Annotated in this window: 21 protein-coding genes; 10 read left to right on the forward strand and 11 right to left on the reverse strand. The window is 71.6% G+C overall.

Going from position 1 to position 22,940, the window contains the following annotated elements; genetic code table 11:
* Positions 1 to 202: 202 nt before the first annotated feature.
* From E1181_RS28115 to hemW, 11 genes are all read right to left on the reverse strand, one after another.
* Positions 203 to 568 carry a cytidine deaminase gene (locus E1181_RS28115; protein WP_132679428.1) on the reverse strand — a complete coding sequence of 122 codons (366 nt, stop codon included), beginning with the start codon at positions 566 to 568 and terminating at the stop codon, positions 203 to 205.
* The gene (locus tag E1181_RS28120; protein WP_132679430.1) at positions 561 to 1,883 is read right to left on the reverse strand and encodes a hemolysin family protein; all 1,323 of its coding nucleotides are present in this window, start codon (positions 1,881 to 1,883) and stop codon (positions 561 to 563) included. Before E1181_RS28120 ends, E1181_RS28115 begins: the two co-directional genes overlap by 8 nt.
* Before the next feature lie 10 nt (positions 1,884 to 1,893).
* Entirely contained in the window at positions 1,894 to 2,454 is a 561-nt protein-coding gene (ybeY, locus tag E1181_RS28125) for an rRNA maturation RNase YbeY (protein WP_132679432.1), read from the reverse strand.
* Complete coding sequence (locus tag E1181_RS28130) at positions 2,451 to 3,512, reverse strand: PhoH family protein (protein ID WP_132679458.1); 1,062 nt, start codon at positions 3,510 to 3,512, stop codon at positions 2,451 to 2,453. The genes ybeY and E1181_RS28130 overlap by 4 nt, the downstream gene beginning before the upstream one ends.
* Before the next feature lie 118 nt (positions 3,513 to 3,630).
* Positions 3,631 to 3,996, reverse strand: a complete 366-nt coding sequence (locus E1181_RS28135; protein WP_132679434.1) for a histidine triad nucleotide-binding protein — start codon at positions 3,994 to 3,996, stop codon at positions 3,631 to 3,633.
* Between the two features lie 286 nt (positions 3,997 to 4,282).
* Positions 4,283 to 5,017, reverse strand: coding sequence for a 16S rRNA (uracil(1498)-N(3))-methyltransferase (locus E1181_RS28140; RefSeq protein WP_132679436.1), 735 nt, complete (start codon positions 5,015 to 5,017; stop codon positions 4,283 to 4,285).
* An 8-nt stretch (positions 5,018 to 5,025) separates the two neighbouring features.
* Complete coding sequence (gene dnaJ / locus E1181_RS28145; protein WP_132679438.1) at positions 5,026 to 6,198, reverse strand: molecular chaperone DnaJ; 1,173 nt, start codon at positions 6,196 to 6,198, stop codon at positions 5,026 to 5,028.
* Between the two features lie 61 nt (positions 6,199 to 6,259).
* Positions 6,260 to 7,282 (reverse strand): heat-inducible transcriptional repressor HrcA, encoded by a 1,023-nt coding sequence (gene hrcA, locus E1181_RS28150; protein ID WP_132679440.1) that lies wholly within the window; start codon positions 7,280 to 7,282, stop codon positions 6,260 to 6,262.
* A 186-nt stretch (positions 7,283 to 7,468) separates the two neighbouring features.
* The gene (locus tag E1181_RS28155) at positions 7,469 to 7,858 is read right to left on the reverse strand and encodes a type II toxin-antitoxin system death-on-curing family toxin (RefSeq protein WP_132679442.1); all 390 of its coding nucleotides are present in this window, start codon (positions 7,856 to 7,858) and stop codon (positions 7,469 to 7,471) included.
* Entirely contained in the window at positions 7,859 to 8,056 is a 198-nt protein-coding gene (locus tag E1181_RS28160) for a ribbon-helix-helix protein, CopG family (protein WP_132679444.1), read from the reverse strand.
* A gap of 32 nt (positions 8,057 to 8,088) precedes the next feature.
* Positions 8,089 to 9,312, reverse strand: a complete 1,224-nt coding sequence (gene hemW / locus E1181_RS28165) for a radical SAM family heme chaperone HemW (protein WP_132679445.1) — start codon at positions 9,310 to 9,312, stop codon at positions 8,089 to 8,091.
* Positions 9,313 to 9,378: 66 nt separating this feature from the next.
* Between hemW and E1181_RS32990 the strand changes: the two genes are divergently transcribed.
* The 10 genes from E1181_RS32990 to E1181_RS28210 form a co-directional block, all read left to right on the forward strand.
* Complete coding sequence (locus E1181_RS32990) at positions 9,379 to 9,471, forward strand: putative leader peptide (RefSeq protein WP_363863310.1); 93 nt, start codon at positions 9,379 to 9,381, stop codon at positions 9,469 to 9,471.
* 119 nt (positions 9,472 to 9,590) lie between these two features.
* Entirely contained in the window at positions 9,591 to 11,288 is a 1,698-nt protein-coding gene (locus E1181_RS28170) for a nitrite/sulfite reductase (RefSeq protein ID WP_132679446.1), read from the forward strand.
* Positions 11,285 to 11,440 (forward strand): Insertion element protein, encoded by a 156-nt coding sequence (locus tag E1181_RS28175; RefSeq protein WP_132679448.1) that lies wholly within the window; start codon positions 11,285 to 11,287, stop codon positions 11,438 to 11,440. The genes E1181_RS28170 and E1181_RS28175 overlap by 4 nt, the downstream gene beginning before the upstream one ends.
* A complete protein-coding gene (locus tag E1181_RS28180) occupies positions 11,440 to 12,168 on the forward strand; it encodes a phosphoadenylyl-sulfate reductase (protein ID WP_132679449.1) in 729 nt (242 codons plus the stop codon). The genes E1181_RS28175 and E1181_RS28180 overlap by 1 nt, the downstream gene beginning before the upstream one ends.
* Positions 12,169 to 12,234: 66 nt before the next feature.
* Positions 12,235 to 13,161, forward strand: a complete 927-nt coding sequence (gene cysD, locus E1181_RS28185; RefSeq protein ID WP_132679451.1) for a sulfate adenylyltransferase subunit CysD — start codon at positions 12,235 to 12,237, stop codon at positions 13,159 to 13,161.
* Between the two features lie 100 nt (positions 13,162 to 13,261).
* A complete protein-coding gene (locus E1181_RS28190) occupies positions 13,262 to 14,605 on the forward strand; it encodes a sulfate adenylyltransferase subunit 1 (RefSeq protein ID WP_235877104.1) in 1,344 nt (447 codons plus the stop codon).
* Positions 14,602 to 15,357 (forward strand): sirohydrochlorin chelatase, encoded by a 756-nt coding sequence (locus tag E1181_RS28195; protein WP_132679452.1) that lies wholly within the window; start codon positions 14,602 to 14,604, stop codon positions 15,355 to 15,357. Before E1181_RS28190 ends, E1181_RS28195 begins: the two co-directional genes overlap by 4 nt.
* A 132-nt stretch (positions 15,358 to 15,489) precedes the next feature.
* A complete protein-coding gene (locus tag E1181_RS28200) occupies positions 15,490 to 15,714 on the forward strand; it encodes a hypothetical protein (RefSeq protein ID WP_132679454.1) in 225 nt (74 codons plus the stop codon).
* 307 nt (positions 15,715 to 16,021) lie between these two features.
* Entirely contained in the window at positions 16,022 to 20,614 is a 4,593-nt protein-coding gene (locus tag E1181_RS28205) for a type VII secretion system-associated protein (protein ID WP_268952511.1), read from the forward strand.
* Between the two features lie 6 nt (positions 20,615 to 20,620).
* Positions 20,621 to 22,940: ADP-ribosylglycohydrolase family protein (locus E1181_RS28210; protein ID WP_132679457.1), on the forward strand; the 2,320-nt coding region annotated here is incomplete at its 3' end.

The following is a 22,940-nucleotide window of genomic DNA, read 5'->3' on the forward strand; positions in this document are numbered from 1 at the left end:
TATAAGAGACAGGCTCACCACCCCGGGCCACCCGACCCCCAGCCATCGTCGAATTTCGCGAGAATTTCGACCCCAAAACTTGGGACTCGAAGTTCGCGAGAAATTCGACGGCACCTGCACCACAGGCCCCTGATCTCGTCAGACACGCCCGAGCGCGGGGACGCATTCGAATTTCTCGCGAAATTCGACTTCCCGGACCGCGTCAGTCGGTGATGAGGCCCTGTACTTCGCCCTTGGCATCGGCCCGGAGGATGGGGGTGTTCTTGGTGAGGTCGTGGGCGGCGACGACCGAGGCGTGGTCCAGGGCGTCCGCGTCGGTGACGACCGCGGCGGCTTCCAGGCCCTCGGCGCCGCTGGAGACCGCTGCGGCCACCGCGGCCTGCAGGGCCGTGAGCTTCAGGGACGACAGGTCCACCGTGGTGGCCGCGTAGGTGCGGCCGTCGGTGTCGCGGACCGCCGCGCCTTCGGCGGCGCCGTTGCGGGCGCGGGAGGAACGCGCGAGCGTGACGATCTTGGCGTCCTCCGGGTCGAGCTCCTGCGGTGCCGCCTTCTCGACGTGCTCAGCCACGGCTGTTGCTTCCCTCCTGGTCGGCACCGCGCAGCGGTGCTTGATCGGTGTTCACCCGGTGGACCAGCAGCGCGTTGATGCGGATCCGGCCCCGGTGGTCCTTGCCGCCCTCGGCCCGAAGCCGAAGGCCGGCGATCTCGGTCTCGGCACCCGGCAGCGGCACCCGGCCCAGCCGTTGCGCCAGCAGACCGCCCACGGTCTCCACGTCGGAGTCGTCGAGCTCGACGTCGAACAGCTCGCCCAGGTCCTCGACCGGGAGTCGGGAGCTCACCCGGACGGTGCCGTCCTCCAGGTGCTCGACCGGGCGGTGCTCCTCGCGGTCGGACTCGTCGGTGATCTCGCCGACGATCTCCTCCACGATGTCCTCGATGGTCAGCAGCCCGGCGGTACCGCCGTACTCGTCGACCGCGATGGCGAGGTGACCGCGCGAGATCTGCATCTCGCGCAGCAGCTCGTCAAGCCGCTTGGTGTCGGGCACGAAGGTCGCGGGCCGCATCAGCTCCACCACCGCCGGCCCTGCGGCGTCGGTGGTCTCCAGCACGATGCGGGTGAGGTCCTTGAGCGTGACCAGGCCGACGATGTCGTCGACGCTGTCCCCGATCACCGGGATCCGGGAGAAGCCCGAGCGCAGGCACAGCGCCAGCGCCTGACGGGCCGACTTGGTCTGCTCGATCCAGATGATCTCGGTGCGCGGCACCATCACCTCGCGCGCGAGCGTGTCGCCGAGCTCGAAGACCGAGTGGATCATCTCGCGCTCACCGGCGGCCACCACGCCGCGCTCCCCGGCCAGGTCGACCAGCTCGCGCAGCTCCACCTCGGTGGAGAACGGTCCCTCGCGGAAGCCCTTGCCGGGCGTGATCATGTTGCCGATCAGGATCAGCAGCCGGGTCAGCGGGTTGAGCAGTCGGGCCAGCACGCGGACCGGCACCGCGATCTTCAGACCGATGCCGTACGGGTGCTGCCTGCCGAGCGTGCGCGGTCCGACGCCGACCAGCACGTACGAGGCGACCAGCATGATCAGCACCGCGACGACCAGCGCCCAGGTCTCCGACTCCGCGACGCGCAGCGCCACCACCGTGACCAGCACGGTCGCGCCCATCTCGCAGGCGAGCCGGAGCAGGAGCAGCAGGTTGACGTGCCTGGGCCGGTCGCCGAGCAGCAGGACGAGCTGCTTGGCGCCGGTGCGGCCCTGCCGGGCCAGGTCTTCGGCGCGCGCGTGGGAGGCCACGGTGATGGCCGCCTCGGAGGCGGCGAACACCCCGGCCGCGAGCACCAGCAGCACCGCGAGCACCAAGAACGCGGTGGAACCGGCCAACTCCACTCCCCTAGTTCGCAGGAGCCGGGCCGGCGCCCGGCTCGTCGTCCAGGCCGACCGCGCCCAGGACCTTGTCGTCCGCGCTGCGCTGGGCCTGCGCCCGCTCGGCCTCGTCACGCGCCTCGCGGTACTCGGCCAGGATGCGGTTCTGCAGCCCGAACATCTCGCGCTCCTCCTCCGGCTCGGCGTGGTCGTAGCCGAGCAGGTGCAGGACGCCGTGCACGGTCAGCAGGTGCAGCTCGTCGAGCGTGCTGTGACCGGCCTTCTTCGCCTGGTCCTTGGCGAAGGCGGGGCAGAGCACGATGTCGCCGAGCAGCGCCGGGCCGGATCCGGCCGAGTCGGGGCGGCGGGCCGAGTCGTACTCGTCCATCGGGAACGACATCACGTCGGTGGGACCGGGCAGGTCCATCCACCGCTCGTGCAGGTCGGCCATCACGTCGAGGTCCACCAGCACTATGGACAGCTCGGCGAGCTGGCTGACGCTCATCTTGTCGAGCGCGAAGCGGGCCACGGAGACGATCGTCTCCTCGGGCACCGCGACGCCGGATTCGTTGGCGATCTCGATGGTCATGCTCGTCCTCGTCGCTGGCCGTTGCGCCGTTCGTCGTGCTGGTCGGCGTCGTTGATCGCGTGCCAGCGGTCGTAGGCGTTGACGATGTCGGTGACCAGCCGGTGCCGCACCACGTCGTGGCTGTCCAGCTGGGAGAAGTGGACGTCGTCGACGTCGTCCAGGATGTTCTGCACCATCTTCAGGCCGCTGCGCTGGCCCCCGGGCAGGTCGATCTGGGTGACGTCGCCGGTGACCACGATCTTGGAGCCGAAGCCCAAGCGGGTCAGGAACATCTTCATCTGCTCGGGCGTGGTGTTCTGCGCCTCGTCCAGGATGATGAAGGAATCGTTGAGCGTGCGCCCGCGCATGAAGGCCAGCGGGGCGATCTCGATCGTCCCCGCCGAGGTCAGGCGCGGTACCGATTCCGGATCGACCATGTCGTGCAGCGCGTCGTACAGCGGCCGCAGGTAGGGGTCGATCTTCTCGTAGAGGGTGCCGGGCAGGAAGCCCAGCCGCTCACCGGCCTCGACGGCCGGGCGCGTCAGGATGATCCGGTTGACCCGCTTGGCCTGCAACGCCTGCACGGCCTTGGCCATGGCCAGGTACGTCTTGCCGGTACCGGCGGGGCCGATGCCGAACACCACGGTGTGGTTGTCGATGGCGTCGACGTAGCGCTTCTGGTTGAGCGTCTTGGGGCGGATGGTCCGACCGCGCCGGGACACGATGTCCAGGCTGAGCACGTCGGCGGGCGACTCGTTGTGGTCGGCCGAGAGCATCCCCACGCTGCGGCGGACGATGTCGGGATTGAGCTGGCTGCCCTTGCCGATGAGGGCGATGAGCTCGGCGAACACCCGTTCCGCGAACGCGACCTCCGCAGGCTCCCCGGAGAGAGTCACCTCGTTGCCCCGGACATGGACGTCGGCGGTGAGCAGGTCCTCGACGACCCGCAGGTTCTCGTCCCGGCTGCCCACCAGCGTCAGCACGACGTCGTCGGGGATGTTCACCTTGGACTGAGCCGTTGCGGTCTGCGGCTGCTCTCCGGGCTGGGCGGCGGCGCCACCCGCTGCGATACCGGCCACGTAGTTCGGGCCTACCTTCTGCGCGTTGCGCGCGGGTCGTTCGGTCAGTTCTCCCTGGCCCCGATGGTAGTCCAAGGGAGCAACCGAGTTGCCGACCTGCTCCCCCGGAACCCGCCGGTCAGCCCTTGAGCGGACCGCCGGTCATGCCACCGAGCCATTCCCCGCCGAGCAGGTGCAGGTGCACGTGGAAGATGGTCTGGCCCGCGTCGGCGTTGGTGTTGAACAACAACCGGTAACCGGGCTCGGAGATTCCCTCGGCCTCGGCGATCTCGTGCGCGGTGGTGATCAGCTCGCTCAGCAGAGCCGGGTCGGCGGCGGCCAGCTCGGCGACGTTGCGATACCGCTCCTTGGGAATGACCAGCACGTGCGTCGGGGCCTGCGGGTTGATGTCGCGGATCGCGATGACCCGCTCGTTCTCCCGCACGATGTCGGCCGGGATCTCCCGCGCGATGATGCGCAGGAACAGCTCCTTCTCCTCGCTCATGCCCCGAAGGCTAGCCGAAGTCGATGTTCGGGCCGCGGGCGGAAGTGACGCGTCACGTCGTCTGTGAGGTGCTGCGCCGCAACCGGGGCTGGGGGGAGTGCTCCACTTGCGGCGCAGCTCTCGCCGGACCAAGGGGGGAGGTGTCCGGCGAGTGCGGAGAACCCGGTGTCCGTGCGACACCGGTGACGACGTTGCCGTCGCACTCTCGCAGCCACCGAGCGTATCCCCGCGTCAGCCGATCGCGCTACGCAAACGGGGAAGTTCTCGATCTTGGTCACCCGAGGTGTCAGGACCAGCGGGTGGTCACAGCCCCCAGCGCGCCCAGCGCCACGGCGGCGGCGGTCGAGGCCCGCAGGACCGTGTGTCCCAAGCGGGTGACCTGCGCTCCGGCGTCGCCCAGGACGGTGAGCTCGTCGTCGGTGATGCCGCCCTCCGGGCCCACCACCAGCAGGACCTCGCCCGAAGCCGGCAGATCGGCCGAGGTCAGCGGGCCGGCCGCCGACTCGTGCAGGACCAGCGCGGCGTCGGCCTCGGCGATGAGCGCGGCGAGCTGCTTGGTGCTGACCGGCTCGGTGACCTCGGGCGTCCAGGCCCGGCGGGCCTGCTTGGCCGCCGCCGCTGCGGTGCTGCGCCAGCGGGCCAGGGCCTTGGCCCCGCGCGGTCCGTCGTCCCACTTGGCCACGCAGCGGGACGCGCGCCACGGCACGACCGCGTCGACCCCGGCCTCGGTGGCCAGTTCGACTGCGAGCTCGCCGCGATCGCCCTTGACCAGCGCCTGGACCACACGGACGCGCAGCTCCGGCTGCGGCTCGTGCCAGGTCTCCGACACCGCCAACCGCAGCGAATCGCGTTCGGCGGCCTCGACGACGCAGCGCGCCATGCCGCCCTGCGCGTCGGAGAGCAGCAGCTCTTCGCCGACGCGCAGGCGGCGCACGGTGGCGGCGTGCTTGCCCTCGGGACCGTCCAGCGTGGTGGATCCGACCGCGGGCAACCGCTCCACCGAGAAGACCGGCAGCGACACGGGCTACCTCAGCGGTGCCCGAAGGAGCGGAACCGCGAGAACAGCCCCTGCCTGCCGTTGCCGTTGGCGGTCACCGTCGGCTCGGGCTGCTCCTCGCCGCGCAGCTTGGCCAGGTCGCGCAGCATCTCCGACTGGGTGTCGTCGAGGTTCGTCGGAACCACGACGTCCAGGTGGATGTGCAGGTCGCCGTGGCCGCTGACCTTGCCGTTGGAGCGCAGCTTGGGCAGTCCGCGTCCGGTGATCACGTGCTCGGTGCCGGGCTGGGTGCCCGCCTCGACCGCGATCTCCTCGTGCGAACCGTCCAGCGTCTCCAGCAGCAGCACCGTGCCCAGCGCCGCCGCCGTCATCGGCAGTTCGACGTTGCAGTGCAGGTCGGCGCCGTCGCGGGTGAACCGGTCGTGCGGCTGCTCCTCGACCTCGACGAACAGGTCGCCCGCCGGGCCACCGCCTGGACCGACCTCGCCTTCGCCGGCGAGCCGGACGCGCATGCCGTCGCCGACGCCCGCCGGGATCTTGACGGTGATGGTGCGCCGCGCGCGGACCCGGCCGTCACCGGAGCACTGCTGGCAGGGGTCGGTGATGACCTCGCCGAAGCCGCGGCAGACCGGGCAGGGGCGGGACGTCATGACCTGGCCCAGGAAGGACCGCTGCACCGACTGCACCTCGCCGCGACCACCGCAGGTGTCGCAGGTCGAGGGCGCGCTGCCGGCCTTCGAACCGCCGCCGTCGCAGACGTCGCAGAGCACCGCGGTGTCCACGGTGATATCGCGGTTGACGCCGCTGGCGCACTCCTCCAGCGTCAGCTCCAGGCGCAGCAGGGCGTCGGAACCGGGCTGCACGCGGCTGCGCGGGCCTCGGCCACCGCCGCCGCCTCCGCCGCCGAAGAAGGCGTCCATGATGTCGCCGAGGCCGCCGAAGCCGGCGAACGGATCGCCGCCCATGCCGCCACCGGCGCCGCCGCCGTTGCCCAGCGGGTCCCCGCCGAGGTCCACGACCTGGCGCTTCTTCGGATCGGAGAGCACCTCGTAGGCGGTGGTCACCTCCGCGAACCGCTCCTGAGCCGCCTCGTCCGGATTGACGTCGGGGTGCAGTTCCCGGGCGAGTTTGCGGTATGCGCGCTTGATCTGCTCGGGTGTCGCGTCCTGGGAAACCCCGAGGGTCGCGTAGTAGTCCCTGGCCACCTTCTCCGTACTTCCTCTGCTCGATTAAGTCGAGTGAATGCCGGTCATGCCGGTGCGAACCTCACCGGCCGTCCAGGATCTCACCCACGTACGCGGCCACGGCACGGACCGCCGCCATCGTTCCGGGGTAGTCCATGCGGGTCGGGCCGACAACGCCCAGACCGCCCAAGACCATGCCATCCGAACCGTATCCGGTGGAAATCACCGAGGTCGTCTGCATCTCCAACGCTTCGTTCTCCGCCCCGATGCTGACCCGGACGGTACTCGAATCGCGGGCGGCGGCGAGCAGCTTGAGCACCACCACCTGCTCCTCCAGAGCTTCGAGGACCTGGCGCAGCGAGTTCGGGAAGTCGGCGACGTTGCGGGTGAGGTTGGGCGTGCCGCCGAGCACCATCCGCTCCTCCGGGTGCTCCACGAGCGACTCGATGAGCACGCCGCAGACCCGGATGAGCACGTCGCGCAGTTCCGGCGGGGCCTGGTCGGGCAGTTCGGCCACGGCGGCGGAGGCGTCGGCCAGCCGCTTCTCGGCCATCGCCGAGTTGAGCACGGTCCGCAGCCGGGCCACGTCGTCGTCGGTGATGACGTCGCCGAGGTCGACCATGCGCTGGTCGACGCGGCCGGTGTTGGTGATCAGCACCAGCATCAGCCTCGCCGGGGTGATCGTGACCACCTCGACGTGCCGGACGGTGGACCGGGTCAGCGTCGGGTACTGGACGACGGCGACCTGCTGGGTGAGCTGCGCGAGCAGCCGCACGCTGCGGCGCATCACGTCGTCGAGGTCCAGAGCGCCGTCCAGGAAGTTGCGGATGGCGCGGCGTTCGGGACCGGTCAGCGGCTTGACCTCGTGCAACCGGTCGACGAACAACCGGTAGCCCTTGTCGGTGGGCACACGTCCGGCGCTGGTGTGCGGCTGGACGATGAAGCCGTCCTCCTCCAGCGCGGCCATGTCGTTGCGCACGGTGGCGCTGGACACACCGAGGTTGTGGCGGTCGACCAACGCCTTCGACCCGACCGGCTCCTTGGACGACACGAAGTCGGCCACGATCGCCCGCAGGACCTCGAAGCGGCGTTCATCCGCGTTCACCCGCGCACCTCCTCAACAGCCTGCCCAGCGGATTTCGCGGTAACACGGGCCCACACCAATCCGCGCACCCGAAGCTCGGGGCTCTGGGCGCCCACATCGAGTTTACGGTGTTCGTCCCCCAGAACCGAGAGCCGCAGCTCCCACCCGCACAAGCGCGCGGCAGCTCGTCAGGCCGCGAGCCAACCGCTACTGACTCAGCCGCGGAGTCGTCCAAGCGCGCAGCGTCCCCGCGATTTCCGGCACATCTAGCTCGCCGGAGGCGATGGCCACCACGAACTTCTCACCGTCATCAACCGTCGGAGCGGTCAAGAGGACTCCGTTGATCCAGTAGAAACCGAAGGTGCCGACCCACCCGAGCCGGTTGTTGCCGTCCACCAACGCGTCGTTGCGGACAAGCGAATGCAACAAGGCCGCTGCTTTGTCGTGCACCGTCGGATAGGCGTCCTTCCCGAAGACGGTTGCCTGTGCGCGTGCGAGCGCGCCCTGCAGCAAGCCCCAGTCTCTGACCTCCGGTTGATGCCCTAGAGCGCGCGTCGCGGCGAGGACCAGGTCATCGATGGAGGGAAACCTGGTCACCTACTGGCCCAACCTCTCGATCAGCTCTGCGTCTCGCTGAACCACGAAGTCGACAGCCTCCGCGAACGAGACCTCGCGCCGGGCCGTGTACTCACGAATGGCTTGGCGCGCAACGTCCTGCATCGACCGGTGCTCGTCCTCCGCCGCTTGACGAAGAGCCTCGGCTTCCTCGTCTGTCAACCGCAGTGTCATCGCCATAACCGCATGATACCGCGTGATACCGGGCGATGTCAGGCGAGGAGGTCTTGGACCACTGCGTCGGCGAGGAGGCGGCCGCGGTCGGTGAGGACGCAGCGGCCGTCGGCGAGGGCGCCGGGCTCCAGCAGGCCGTCGGCGACGGCCTGGTCGGCGGCGCGGCGGCCCGCGTCGTCGAGGGTCCGCACCGACAGGCCGCTGCGCACGCGGAGTTCGAGCATGACGCGCTCGATGCGCTGGTCCTCGGCGGTGAGCAGCTCGCGGGCCTGCGCCGGGGAGCCGCCCTCGGCGAGGGTGGCCGCGTAGCGGGCGGGGTGCTTGACGTTCCACCAGCGGACGCCGCCGACGTGGCTGTGCGCGCCCGGGCCCGCGCCCCACCAGTCGCCGCCCTGCCAGTAGCCGAGGTTGTGGCGGCACTCGGCGTCGGCGTCGCTCGCCCAGTTGGAGACCTCGTACCAGTGCAGACCGGCCTCGGCCAGCTTGGCGTCGATGAGCTCGTAGCGGTCGGCGAGGACGTCCTCGTCGGGCATCGGCAGTTCGCCGCGGCGGACCTTGCGGGCCATGGCCGTGCCGTCCTCCACGATCAGCGAGTACGCCGAGACGTGGTCCACGCCCGCTTCCAGCACCGCGTCCAGCGAGTCGCGCAGGTCCTGCTCGCGCTCCCCCGGCGTGCCGTAGATCAGGTCCAGGTTGACGTGCTCGAACCCGGCGGCGCGGGCCTCGCGGGCGGCGGCCACGGCACGCCCCGGCGTGTGGGTGCGCTCCAGCACGCGCAGCACGTGCTCGGCGGCCGACTGCATGCCGAGGGACACGCGCGTGAAACCGGATTTTCGAATCCGTTCGAAGAACTCCGGGGAGGTCGACTCCGGGTTGGACTCGGTGGTCACCTCGGCCCCGGCTGCCAGGCCGAATGTGTCCCGAATCGCATCGACGACCGCGCCGAGCCGTTCGGCCCCCAGCAACGAGGGCGTTCCGCCTCCCACGAAGACGGTCTCAGCGGCCGGCGCGGGTCCCGCGGAGAGGACCTTCGCGCCCAGTTCCAGCTCGGCTCGCAGGCCGTCCAGCCAGCTGCCGAAACTCGCCGAAGATCCCAGCTCATCGGCGGTGTAGGTGTTGAAGTCGCAGTACCCGCAGCGGGTGGCGCAGAACGGCACGTGGACGTAGACGCCGAAGGGGCGCGAACCCAGCCCGGTCAGGGCCGATTCGGGGAGGTTCCCGTCGGCCGGGGCCGGTTCGCCGGTAGGGGGTTGAGCAGGCACCCTTCCACTGTCTCACCATGCGGATGGGGTTGGTCCCGCCGGTTCACGCGTGGCACGCTGCGCGACGTGGGTGCGACTCTGCCAAAGCTTCTCCTGGTCGCCCGCAGGTACGTTGACCTGCGGCGGGTGGCCAGCGCGCTCTGCCTCGGCAAGGTCTGATCCCCCGCCGTCTTTTTGTCTTGTTCAGTCGGCGCCGGGCCTCCGAGGAGTGAGAGCCGTCACGCCGACGGTACTTCCACGCGGGGGCTTCGCGCCTGGAAGTCCCGGAGGTCGCGGACATGGCTCCCCCCACGGAATCGCCTGCTCGTCCTGCCCGCAAGCGCAAGACCCGCGGCGAGGGCCAGTGGGCGCTCGGTTACCGCGAACCGCTCAACGCCAACGAGCGCTCCAAGAAGGACGACAACCCGCTCAACGTGCGCGAGCGGATCGAGAACATCTACGCCCACCGGGGTTTCGACGCCATCGACCCGGGTGACCTGCGAGGCCGCTTCCGCTGGTGGGGCCTGTACACCCAGCGCGCGCCCGGCATCCCCGGGGCGCGCACCGGCACGATCGAGCCCGAAGACCTCGACGACCGCTACTTCATGATGCGGGTGCGCATCGACGGCGGTGCGCTGACCACCGAGCAGCTGCGGGTCATCGGCGAGGTGTCGCAGACCTACGCCCGCGACACCGCCGACATCACCGACCGGCAGAACGTCCAGCTGCACTGGGTGCGCGTCGAGGACGTGCCGACGATCTGGCAGAAGCTGGAGAGCGTCGGGCTGTCGACCACCGAAGCCTGCGGTGACTGCCCGCGCGTGGTGCTGGGTTCGCCGGTGGCCGGCATCGCCGCCGACGAGATCATCGACGCCACCCCGGCGATCGCCGAGATCACCGAGCGCTACATCGGCGACCGGTCGCTGTCGAACCTGCCGCGCAAGTTCAAGACCGCCATCTCGGGTTCGCCGCGCTGGGACACGGTCCCGGAGATCAACGACATCTCGCTGGTCGGGGTGGTCCACCCGGAGCACGGTCCGGGCTACGACCTGTGGGTCGGCGGCGGTCTGTCGACCAACCCGAAGCTGGCCGTGCGGCTGGGCGCCTGGGTTTCGCAGGAGGACGCCGCCGAGGTCTGGCACGGGGTCGTGCAGATCTTCCGCGACTACGGCTACCGCCGCCTGCGCAACCGGGCCCGCCTCAAGTACCTGGTCGCCGACTGGGGCGCGGAGAAGTTCCGCCAGGTGCTGGAGGACGAGTACCTGGGCCGCAAGCTGATCGACGGCCCCGCTCCGGAGACACCGTCCGGCCACCGCGACCACCTGGGCGTGCACCGGCAGGTCGACGGCAACCACTACGTGGGCGTCAAGAGCGCCGCGGGCCGGGTCAGCGGTTCGACGCTGATGGAGGTCGCCAAGGCCGCCGAGCGCGTCGGTTCCAAGCGGGTGCGCACCACCGTCGAGCAGAACCTGCTGGTGCTCGACGTGGCCGAGTCCGACGTGGACGGTCTGACCGCGGACCTGGCGAAGCTGGGCCTGCACGCCGACCCGTCGCCGTGGCGGCGCGGCGTGATGGCCTGCACCGGCATCGAGTTCTGCAAGCTCGCCATCGTCGAGACCAAGCAGCGGGCGATCGACCTGGTCTCCGAGCTGGAGAAGCGGCTCGCCGACGTGCAGGCCGGCGTCACCGACCCGGTGACGATCAACCTCAACGGCTGCCCGAACGCCTGCGCCCGCACCCAGGTCGCCGACATCGGTCTGAAGGGCCAGATGGTCCCGGACGCCGACGGCAACCAGGTCGAGGGCTTCCAGGTGCACCTGGGCGGTGGCCTGGCCATCGACACCGGGTTCGGCCGGAAGATCCGCGGCCACAAGGTCATCTCCTCCGAGGTCGGCCCCTACGTGGAACGGCTCGTGCGCAACTACCTCGACCAGCGCGACGAGGGCGAGCGGTTCGCGCAGTGGGTGGCCCGCGCCGAGGAAGACGACCTCAAATGAGCGAGCGGGCGGTGCCGCAGTGCTGCCCGTACTGCGGCGACGAGGACCTCACCCCGGAGGAAGAGCCCTCCGGGGCCTGGAAGTGCCATGCCTGCCGACGGGTCTTCACCGTCCGGCTGGTCGGGTTGGCGCTGGGAGGGAACGGAGACTGATGACCGCCGAAACCACCACACAGATCGGATCGCGACGCAGCGACGAGGAGCTCAAAGCGCTGGTCGACCAGGCCGCGCCGGAGCTGGCCGATGCCACCGCCGAGGAGGCGCTGCGCTGGGCCGCGGAGAACTTCGGCGACGGCAGGCTGATCGTGGCCTCCAACATGCAGGACGCGGTGCTGGTCGACCTGGCCGCCAAGGCCATGCCCGGCGTGGAGATCCTGTTCCTGGAGACCGGCTACCACTTCGCCGAGACCATCGGCACGCGTGACGCGGTCGAGCAGGTCTACGACGTGAAGATGGTCAACGCTCTCCCCGAGCAGACCGTCGCCGAGCAGGACCAGGCCGAGGGCCCGCGCCTGTACGAGCGCGACGCGCAGCGCTGCTGCTTCCTGCGCAAGGTCGTCCCGCTGCGCAACACGCTGTCCCGCTACGAGGCGTGGGTGACCGGCGTGCGCCGGGTGGAGGCGCCGACCCGCGCCAACACCCCGATCCTGACCTGGGACGACCGCAACGGGTTGGTGAAGGTCAACCCGCTGGCGGCGTGGTCCGACGAGGAGATGCAGCGCTACATCGATGACAACGGCGTGCTGGTCAACCCGCTGGTTCCCGCGGGGTATCCGTCCATCGGATGCCAGCCCTGCACCGCCAAGCCGCAGCCGGGCGCGGACCCGCGCAGCGGGCGCTGGGCGGGCAGCTCCAAGACCGAATGCGGATTGCACGGCTGAGTTCTCAGCGCACACGAGCACGACTTCGATCCGGGTGCGGGTGTCCCGGGAGACGACGGAGGGGAAATGACCACAGCAGACACCGAGGTGTCCGCGCCGCCGCAGGTGGACAACCTGGCCGCGCTGGAGTCCGAGGCGATCCACATCTTCCGCGAGGTGGCCGGTGAGTTCGACCGGCCGGTGATCCTGTTCTCCGGTGGCAAGGACTCCACGGTGCTGGTGCACCTGGCGATCAAGGCGTTCTGGCCCGCTCCGGTGCCGTTCTCGCTGCTGCACGTCGACACCGGGCACAACTTCCCGGAGGTGCTGGACTTCCGCGACGACATCGTCGAGAAGCACCAGCTGCGCCTGGTGGTGGCCAAGGTGCAGGACTACATCGACGACGGTCGGCTGGCCGAGCGCGCCGACGGCACCCGCAACCCGCTGCAGACCCAGCCGCTGCTCGACGCCATCGGCGACAACAAGTTCGACGCCGTCTTCGGCGGCGGTCGCCGCGACGAGGAGCGCGCCCGCGCCAAGGAGCGCATCTTCAGCCTGCGCAACGCCTTCGGGCAGTGGGACCCGCGCCGGCAGCGCCCGGAGCTGTGGAACCTCTACAACGGGCGGCACCGCCCGGGTGAGCACGTGCGCGTGTTCCCGCTGTCGAACTGGACCGAGCTGGACATCTGGCGCTACATCCAGCGGGAGAAGATCGAGCTGCCGGAGATCTACTACGCGCACCGCCGCGAGGTCTACCTGCGCGACGGCATGTGGCTGACCTCCGGCCCGTGGGGCGGTCCGCGGGACGGCGAGAACCCGGAGTCCAAGACGGTGCGCTACCGCACGGTCGGCGACGGGTCCTGCACCGGCGCGGTCGAGTCCGAGGCCTACACGGTGGACGACGTCATCGCCGAGGTCGCGGCCAGCCGGCTCACCGAGCGAGGCGCCACCCGCGCCGACGACCGCATCAGCGAAGCGGCCATGGAAGACCGCAAGCGCGAAGGCTACTTCTGACAAGAGGGGTCGCGTCCGGCGTGCTCAGCGGTGCCAAGCCGACCCGGCCCTCGAACCTTTCCCGACAGCAATGCCTTGACCACCAGGAGTGGGTTTCCAGATGACCGAGACCACGACGCGCACCGCACCGGACAGCGGCACCGAGGTGACGCTGCCGGTGCACACCGATCTGCTGCGGCTGGCCACCGCGGGCTCCGTCGACGACGGCAAGTCCACGCTGGTGGGTCGGCTGCTGCACGACACCAAGTCGGTGCTGGCCGACCAGCTCGACGCGGTGCACCGGGCCAGCGCGGACCGCGGCCTGGCCACCCCTGACCTGTCGCTGCTGGTCGACGGCCTGCGCGCGGAGCGCGAGCAGGGCATCACCATCGACGTGGCCTACCGCTACTTCGCCACGCCGAAGCGCACCTTCGTTCTGGCCGACACGCCCGGCCACGTGCAGTACACCCGCAACACCGTGACCGGCGCCTCGACCGCCCAGCTGGCGGTGCTGCTGGTCGACGCCCGCAACGGCGTCGTCGAGCAGACCCGGCGACACGCGGCGGTGCTGGCGCTGCTGGGCGTTCCGCAGCTGGTGCTGGCCGTGAACAAGATCGACATGGTGGACTTCGACGAGGCGACCTTCACCCGCATCGCCGAGGAGTTCGCCACCCACGCCAGGGCTCTCGGCTACGCCGACGACGCCGTGGTGACCATCCCGGTGTCGGCGCTGCTCGGCGACAACGTGGTGGAGCGCTCGGAGAACACGCCCTGGTACTCCGGCCCGTCGCTGCTGGAGCACCTGGAGAGCGTGCCGGTCGCGCCGGACCCGCACGACGTGCCGTTCCGGATGCCGGTGCAGTACGTGATCCGGCCGCGCACCGCAGAGCACCCGGACTACCGCGGCTACGCGGGCCAGGTCGGCGCCGGTGTGGTGCGGGCCGGGGACGACGTCGTCGTGCTGCCCGCCGGCGTGCGCACCAAGGTGTCCAAGGTGGACACCGCCGACGGCGAGCGCGCCGAGGCCGCGGCGGGTCACTCGGTGACGCTGCTGCTGGAGGACGACGTCGACATCTCGCGCGGTGACCTGATCGCCGCGGCGGAGACCGCTCCCCGGCTGACCGACGAGCTCGACGCCACCGTGTGCTGGCTGGCGGAGAAGACGCTGAACCCGGGCGCGAAGGTGCTCGTCAAGCACGGTGCCCGCACCGTGCAGGCGATGGTCACCGAGCTGTCGGCGCGCTTCGACGAGCAGCAGCTGACCAGCGTCGCCGCTCCGGACTCGTTGCAGCTCAACGAGATCGGCCGGGTGCAGCTGCGCACCGCCGAGCCGCTGCCGGTCGACGACTACGCCGACAGCCGCCGCAACGGCTCCTTCCTGGTCATCGACCCGGCCGACGGCACCACCCTGGCCGCGGGCCTGATCGGTGTGCCGCTGGCCCCGTTCGCCGAAGCGTCGCGATGACCACCGCGCCGCTGGTCGCCGTCGCGCACGGCAGCCGGGATCCGCGCTCCGCCGCGACGATCCACCGGCTGCTGGGCGTGGTGCGCGCGCTGCGGCCGGAGCTGGACGTGCGCGTGGCGTTCCTGGACCTGTCCCAGCCGCTGCTGGGCGACGTCCTGGACGCCGTGCGCGCCGACGGGCACCGGGAGGCCGTGGTCGTGCCGCTGCTGCTCGGCCACGCCTTCCACGCCCGCGTCGACGTGCCCGCCGCCGTCGCCGACGCGCAGCAGCGGCATCCGGACCTCCGGGTGCGCATCGGCGACGTGCTGGGCCCGGACCCGCGACTGGACGCCGCCGCGTGGCGCCGGCTGCTGGCGTCGGGTGCCGACCCCGACGATCCGGAGCTCGGCGTTCTGCTGGCGGGTGCGGGCTCGTCGCACGCACCGGCCAACCGCCTGGTCGCCGACGTCGCGGCCCGCTGGCAGTCCCGGACCTCCTGGGCCGGAACGGTCGCGACCTTCGCGGCCGCGGCGGCCCCGGACGTCCCGGCCGCCATCGAGCTGCTGCGAGCCCGGGGTGCGCGGCGGTTCGCGGTCGGGTCCTGGTTCCTGGCGCCCGGGCTGCTCCCGGACCGCATCGTCGAGCTGGCCCAGGCCCGTTCGGACGCTCCGCTGATCGCGGGTCCGATGGCCGATGATCCGGGCGTGGCCGATCTCGTCCTGCACCGCTACGACCTCGCCACCGTCGACGCGCCGCTGCCCGTCCTGGCGTGAGAGTGGGCGACTCGTCTCGCGCGCAACGGTTTGGCGAGAATTCGCCAAGTGGCTTCGCCCTCGCGCCCTCATCTGCATGATGTGATCTGTGCCGTTCACGCCAGGGTTGCGCGCGCAGGAGGTCGCTCCGCGATGACGTCGATCCCGCACCTGATCGCGCGGGTGCGCCCTGAGTTCGCGCGCAGCGAGCAGGACAAGTCCTGCCACTTCTTCCCGCTCCCGAGCGGTGGCCCGCTGCCCGAGACCCTGCGCGCCTACTGCGGTTTCAGCATCGCCCCCGGCCAGGCCGAAGCGCTGGACGGCCCCGCGGGGATGCCGTGCCTGGGCTGCTTGATGGCCGCGGCGCTGTCCGACTGAACGCCCGGCTCCGTCCGGGTGAACCATTGCCGTCCCGGCCCACGTGTGATCCACCGGACCGCACCGCTGAGTTTCACTCAGAGTTGTTCTCTCAAAGACTACGATTCATCCCATGAGGTCATGAGAGAGTGCACAACGGCGCTTGAACGGGGAACCGGCAGCTCACCGTGCATCGTTGACCCGTCAGGCCCACGCGATCGAGTGACCGTCGCTGTGGGGGCGATCAATGCAAGGCTGGACAGGGAGTCAGGGACAACAGGGCGAGATGAACACGCAGCAGCCGAGTCGACCGGTCATCACACCGGCTATGCGGGAACAGGCCAAGAAGCAGCCCAACACCTGGCTGTACGTGGTCGACCCGATCTTCACCGACCCCAACGCCGAAGTGCCGCCGTGGGGTTTCATCGGCGGCTACCGCGTCGACGAACAAGGTGAGATCACCGACGACTTCTCCCCCAACCCCAACTACCGGCCCTCGCCCGTGGCGCTGCGGCTGCCCGCGCCGACCAACGACGTCGAGCGCGCGCTGCAGCTGACCACCACCGGGTACGCGCAGGGCCACTCCCTGCTCGCCGCGATGCTCGACTCCGAGCTGATCCTGTTCGCCCAGCCGCAGGGCAGCGGGCTGTTCACGATGGAGCACGAGTCGGGCCGCCGTCAGCTGCAGGTGTTCACCTCCGACGGCTTCCTGCCGCCGAACTGGACGACCTGGCAGCGCATGACCGGACGGCAGCTGGCGACCAACCAGCTCTCCGGCATCGACCTGCAGATCAACCCCACCAGTCCGGTCAAGGCCCGGATGCCCGGTGAGGACCTGGTCAAGATCGCCGCGTCGGTCCCGCCGAAGCCGGTGGGCGTTCCGGTGTCGCCACCGGTGGGCACGCCGATGCCTCCTGTTCCCGCAGCCGGCCCGGTCTCGCCGCCCGCAGGCACTCCCATGGCACCGCCCGCGGGCGCACCGGTCTCGCCGCCCGCGGGCATGCCGGTGTCCAACGCGGCTCCCGCGGTTCCGGTCGGTCCCGCGACCCCGATCGTTCCGCAGCAGCCCGCGGCTCCGGCGGACCCGGCCGAGACCGAGTTCGGCCGCCGGTTCCTGGGCTCGATGCTGGCCGGGGCGATCGGTGACGCGCTGGGCGCGCCGGTGGAGTTCTACCCGATCGACCAGATCCGCAGCCGCTTCGGCGAGGACGGCGTCACCGAGTACGACCGCAGCGGCGAGCACCCGGGCGAGTTCACCGACGACACCCAGCTGACGCTGTTCACCCTCGAAGGGCTGATCCGCGCGCACAGCCTGGCCCGGAGCGGCGACTCCGCCGGTCCGCTGCCCGCCGTCCAGCTCGCCTACCAGCGCTGGCTGCACACCCAGGGCTACGCGTGGATGCGGTCGGCCGGGCCGTTCGCGGCCAAGCACCCCAAGGCCAACGGCTGGCTGATCGAGCAATCCGACCTGTTCGCCGTGCGCTCGCCGAACAGCGGTTCCATCAGCGCTCTCCGCGAGTTCGCCTCGGTGGGCGCGCCCGGCACGTTCGAGCGGCCGATCAACGACTCCGACGACTGCGGTGGCGTGGTCCGCGCCGCCCCGGTCGCGCTGTGGTCGGACGACCCGCGCTCGGTCTTCGAGCTCGCCGCCGCCACCGCCGCGCTGACCCACTCCCAGCCCAACGCCTACCTGCCCGCCGGTGTGCTGGCGGTGCTGGTGCACCGGCTGCTGCGCGAGGAATCGCTGCCCGCGGCGCTGAAGCAGGCCCGCGAGCTGCTGGCCGCCTACCGCGATCACGAGGACACGGACCGCGCGCTGCGGGCCGCCGAAGAGCTCGCCGAGAAGGGCAAACCCACTCCCGAGCAGCTCAAGGACGCCCTCGGCAGCGGCTGGGCCGGGCATGAGGCGCTGGCCATCGCGGTGTGCGCGGCGCTGTGCACCGACACCATCGCCGACGCCCTGATGCTGGCGATCAACCACTCCGGCGACAGCGATTCGACGGCCGCGATCTGCGGCAACATCGTCGGCGCCCGCAACGGCGCCGCCGCGCTGCCCGGCGTGTGGCTGCGCGACCTGCGGCAGCGCGAGGTCGTGGAGTCGCTGGCCAAGGACGGACTGCTGGAGTTCCGCGGCACCCCGCCCACCGGGGACGCGTGGGCCAAGCGCTACCCGGCCTCCGGCGACGTCTCCGACCTGGACTTCGCCTCATCGCTGCCCCGCGCGGAAACCCCGGCGGAAACCCCGGTGGAGACCGAGGAAGCGCCGGCGGAGACCGACGAGGCGGAGGACACCGCGCCCGAGGTGGAACCCGAGCCGGAGGTGGCCGCACCGCAGGTCGAATCCGTCGTCTCCCCACCGGAATCGGCCGCACCGCCACCGCCGTCCTCCCCGGAAGACCTGCGCACGCAGCGGATCCTCGGGATGCTGCTGGGCGCCGCCGCCGGCGACGCGCTCGGCTTCCCCATCGAGGCCGACTCGCTGGCCGAGATCCGCGCGAAGTACGGCGACTCCGGGCTCATCGACTACGTCGACGGACACCACCCGGCCGGGTCGATCAGCGACGAGATCCAGCTGACCGCGTTCACCGCCGAAGGCCTCATCCGCGCCTCGACCGCGCGCCGCCAGAACGGCTCGGCCGACCCGACGACCCACGTGCAGCAGGCGTACCAGCGCTGGCTGCACACCCAGGGCGTCGAGTGGGCCGAGGCCGGGGGCAGCACGGAGGCGCCGGACGGCTGGCTGGTCGACCAGCGCGAGCTGTTCGACCGCCGCGTCCGCGGCATGACCACCATGCAGGCGCTGCGCGGCTTCGCCGGCGGCAACGAGCCGGGGTCGCTGGACAAGCCGCCGAACGACGCGGCCGACTGGGGCGCGGTCATGCGCGCGGCTCCGGCGGCCCTGTGGTCGGACGACCCGTCCGAGGCGTTCCGCACCGGAGCCCGCACCGCTCTGCTCACCCACGGCCACGCCAGCGCCTACCTGCCCGCCGGGTCGCTCGCCCTGCTGGTGCACCAGCTGCTGGCCGATCGCTCGCTGCCGCAGGCGGTGGACCGCACGCTCCTCGAACTGTCCGAATGGGACGGTCACGAGGAGACGATCACCGCGCTGCGCAAGGCCGTCGAGCTGGCCGCGACCGGCACGCCCACGCCGGAGCAGATCGAGGAGGCCTTCGGCACCGCGCACTCCGGCGCCCAGGTGCTGGCCATAGCGGTGTGCGCGGCGCTGACCCACCCGGAGTCGTTCCCGGAGGCGCTGGTGCTGGCCGCCAACCACTCCGGCGCCAGCGACTCCACCGCGTCGATCTGCGGCGGCATCATGGGCGCGGCGCACACCGCGTCCGCGATCCCGCAGCACTGGCAGGACAAGCTGGAACTGCGCGAGACGCTGGAGTTCCTGGCCGCCGACGTGGACCTGGAGTTCGGCCCCACACCCCCGTCCGGTCAGCTGTGGGCGGCGCGCTACCCGGTTCCCGAGGAGCAGCCGACCGAGGCGGAGCCCGAGGAAGTGGCGGAGCCCGAGGAAGTGGCTGCGGCCGAGGAGGAGCCCGAACCGGAGGCGACCGAGCAGGAAGCCACCACGCCGGAACCCGAAGAGCCGGAAGCTGAAGAGGCGGAAGTAGCGACCGCCGCGGCCGAGGAAGCTCCCGCCGACAAGGACGACTCCGACGACGGGCTGTCCGACGAGGAACTGCGGTTGCTGCTGGCGTGGCGCAAGTTCCGCGACAACGACAACGACGACGGCAACGGCAACGCCGACCTCACCCAGGGCCTGCACAAGCTCCTGGCGGAGGCGTTCGGCGAGGAGCGCGCGGCGCAGCTCATCGGCGAGTCCGCAGCGGAGGACGCCGAGGTCGAGGCCGAGGACGAGGTCGAAGCCGTCGAGGAGGAGCAGGTCCGGCCCAGCCGCCGCGACCGGCTCGCCGGCTGCGTGCTCGGCAGCGCCGCGGGTGACGCGCTCGGCGCGCCCTGGATGTTCAGCGACCTGCTCACCACGCTGCGCGAGAACCCCGACGGGGTGCGCGCGCACGCCGAGCTGTTCGGCCGCCTCGGTGCCGCCACCGCCTACACGCAGCAGACCGCGTTCGTGCTGGCCGCGCTGAACGGCGAGAACCCGGACCGGCCGTCGCTGGTGCGGGCCTCGCTGCGGGACTGGGTGCGCACCCAGGGCGGCCGCCCGACGCCCGACGGCGGCGGCAAGCTCAGCGACGTGGAAACCCTTCGCGCGCAGCGGTTCCCGGACGAGGCGACGCTGACCGCGGTGGCCAGGTGGGGCGACCGGGGTGAGAACCCGACGCCGGGCAACCCGCCGAACGACGCCCGCAACGCCGCCGCGACCGTGCGCGGTGCCGTGGTCGGTTTCGAGGCCACCGACCCGGTCGAGGCGATCACGCTCGGCATCGGCATCGGCGTGCTCACCCACGGCCACCCGGACGGTTACCTGCCGGCAGCCGCGCTGGCGGGCCTGGTGTGCGGGCTGGACTGTGGCCGGACGCTGATCGAGGCCGTGCAGTCGGTGCTGGCCGAACTCGACCGGATGGAGGGCGCCGAGAACACCGCGCGCGGCCTGCGCGCCGCGGTGGAGATCGCCACCAGCGGTCCCGTGTCGCCGACGGTGCTGGAGTCGCTGGGCCTGGGCTGGCACGCACCGGAAGCCCTGGCCATCGCGGTCGCCGCAGCCCTGTCGCACCCGAACTCGGTGGCCGACGCGGTCTCGCTCGCGGCCACGCACGCGGGCAACAGCGCGGCGACGGCGGCGATCTGCGGCGCCCTGATGGGCACCGCGCGCGGCGTCGAGGAGCTGCCCGAGGAGTGGGTCGACGGGCTGGAGCTCCGGGAGGTCCTGGATCGGCTTCTGGCCGAGGTGGACGTCTCCGAAGTCGAGGAGCCCGAGCCGCAGCCCGCCGCCAACAGCGCGGGCTAAGCCGTAGTGGACGAACGCGGGCTGGACGAGGACGAACGCGCGCTGCTGGCCGCATGTCGGCGGGACCCGGTGGAACGCCGGCTGCTGACGGTCTGGCGGCGCTGGGAGAGCCACCCCGCGACCCGTCCGCTGTGGGCCGCTGAGCTGCAGCAGCGGATCGCGCCGGATTCGGGCGCGGCGTCCCCGGAGACCGGGCTGGCCGACCGCTCCGGTGTCCTGCCCGGTTCCTCGGCCCGCGTGCTGGGCATGCTGCTCGGCGGCGCGGTCGGCGAGTTCGCCGCGCTCGGCCGCGTCGGTCAGCGCACCGGTGCGCTGCTGTTCGTGCTGGAAGGGCTGATCCGCGCGCACACGCAGCTGCGCTCGACGGGTTCCGGCGAACCGACCGCGGCGGCGCTGGCGGCGTTGCGCCGCTGGCTGCACACCCGGGGTGTGCCGTGGCGGGACTGCGGCGGCGACTCACCCCGGCCGAGCGGTTTCCTGGTCGCCGAGCGGGATCTGCACGATCCGGCGACCGACGAGCCGACGCTGCTGACCTCGGCGGCGAAGGTCGTCGCCGGGCATCCGCAGGGCACCCGGCAGCAGCCCATCAACAGCTCGGACACGGCCACCGCCGTCCCGTTCGGGGCGCTGGCCGCGCTGTGGTCGGGCGATCCGGGCGCGGTGTTCGCGCTCGGCGGTGACCTGGCCGCGCTCACCCACGGGCACCCGCACGGGCACAGCCCGGCCAGCGTGCTGGGCACGACGACGCTGTGGCTGCTGCGCGGGCACGACCTGGAAACCTCGCTGCGCCAGGGCATTTCCGGATGGCAGTCGGGTCGCACCGCGCTGGGCGACGCGCTGCGGCTGGGCCTGCTCAGCCCGGCGGGCTTCCGGCCGGGACCGGCGCACCTGGGCGCGAACCGCAGCGGGCTCGGCGCGCTCGCGGTGGCCGCGCGGGTGGCGCTGGCCTGCGAGGACGACTTCGCCGCCGCCATCGCCTCTGCCGCCGAGCACGGCGGGGACACCGCGAGCACGGCGATGCTGTGCGGGCAGCTGCTCGGCGCATTGCGCGGACCCACCGCGATCCCCGCGGAACTGCTGGAGCACTTGCCGATCCTCGACGTGATCGAGCGCCTGGGCCGGGACGCCGCGACCGAGTTCGGCCCCGAGCCCGACGAGTCCGCCGCGTGGGAGAACCGCTACCCCGCCGACGATTCCACCCCGACGGCCACCACCGCGACAGCGGACTACCGGACCGGGCTGACCGGGGTGCCGCGACTGGCCGCCTCGCGGGACCGGTTCCTCGGCGCGGTGCTGGGCTGCGCGGTCGGCGAGGCGTTGGGAATGCCGGTGGCCTCCGACGGCTGGGACGAGATCCGCGCACGTCACGGCGCCGACGGGCTCACCGAGTACGTGCCCGCCGGGCACCCGTCCGGACGGCTCGGCAGCGACACCCAGCTGCTGCTGTTCTCGGTCGAGGGCGTGCTGCGGGCCAACGTCGCCCGCCGCGCGGGCGAGATCGACGACCCGATCCGGCACCTGCAGCACGCCTACCAGCGCTGGCTGCACACCCAGCACCTCAGCTGGCCGCGCGCGGCGGGCGATTTCCTCCGCGAGGCACCGGAACCCGACGGCTGGCTGGTCCAGCAGCGAGCGCTGTTCCAGACCCGCAACCCGGGGCGGACGATGATGCGCACGCTGATCGCCTTCGCCAAGGGCCAGCAGCCGATGGGCACCCCGGAGAAACCTGCCAGCGACTCGGCGGGCAGCGGCGCGATCATGCGCGCGGTCCCGGCGGCCCTGTGGTCCGACGACCCGTCGGAGGTGTTCGCGCTGGGCATGCGCAGCGCCGCGCTCACCCACGGCCACCCCACCGCCCTGCTCAGCGCGGGCGCGCTCGGGTTCATGACGTCCAAGCTGCTGATCGGCGAGCCGCTGGCCGAGGCGGTCACCGGCGCCCTGGCGGAACTCGCCCCGCACAGCGGCCACGAGGAGGTCACCCGCCGCCTCACCGCCGCCAAGGACCTCGCCGGTGGCGCCCGCCTGACACCGGACGAGCTGGAACGCGAGCTCGGCACGGCGGGCACGGCCGCCGAAGCGCTCGCCATCGGCACCTACGCGGCGCTGGCGGCCGACGGCGACTTCGACACCGCCCTGCCGATCGCCGCCAACCACTCCGGCAACAGCTCCACCACCACGGCCGTCGCCGGCGCCCTCACCGCGGCCACCACGGGCGCCGCGAAGATCCCCCAGCGTTGGACCGCGGAGCTCGAGCTCCACGACGTCATCAACCGGATCACCCAGGACGCCACCCAGGAGTTCGGCCCCCGCCCACCCACCTGGGACA

The organism is Saccharopolyspora terrae (genome assembly GCF_004348435.1).
GTDB classification, from domain to species: Bacteria; Actinomycetota; Actinomycetes; order Mycobacteriales; family Pseudonocardiaceae; genus Saccharopolyspora; species Saccharopolyspora endophytica.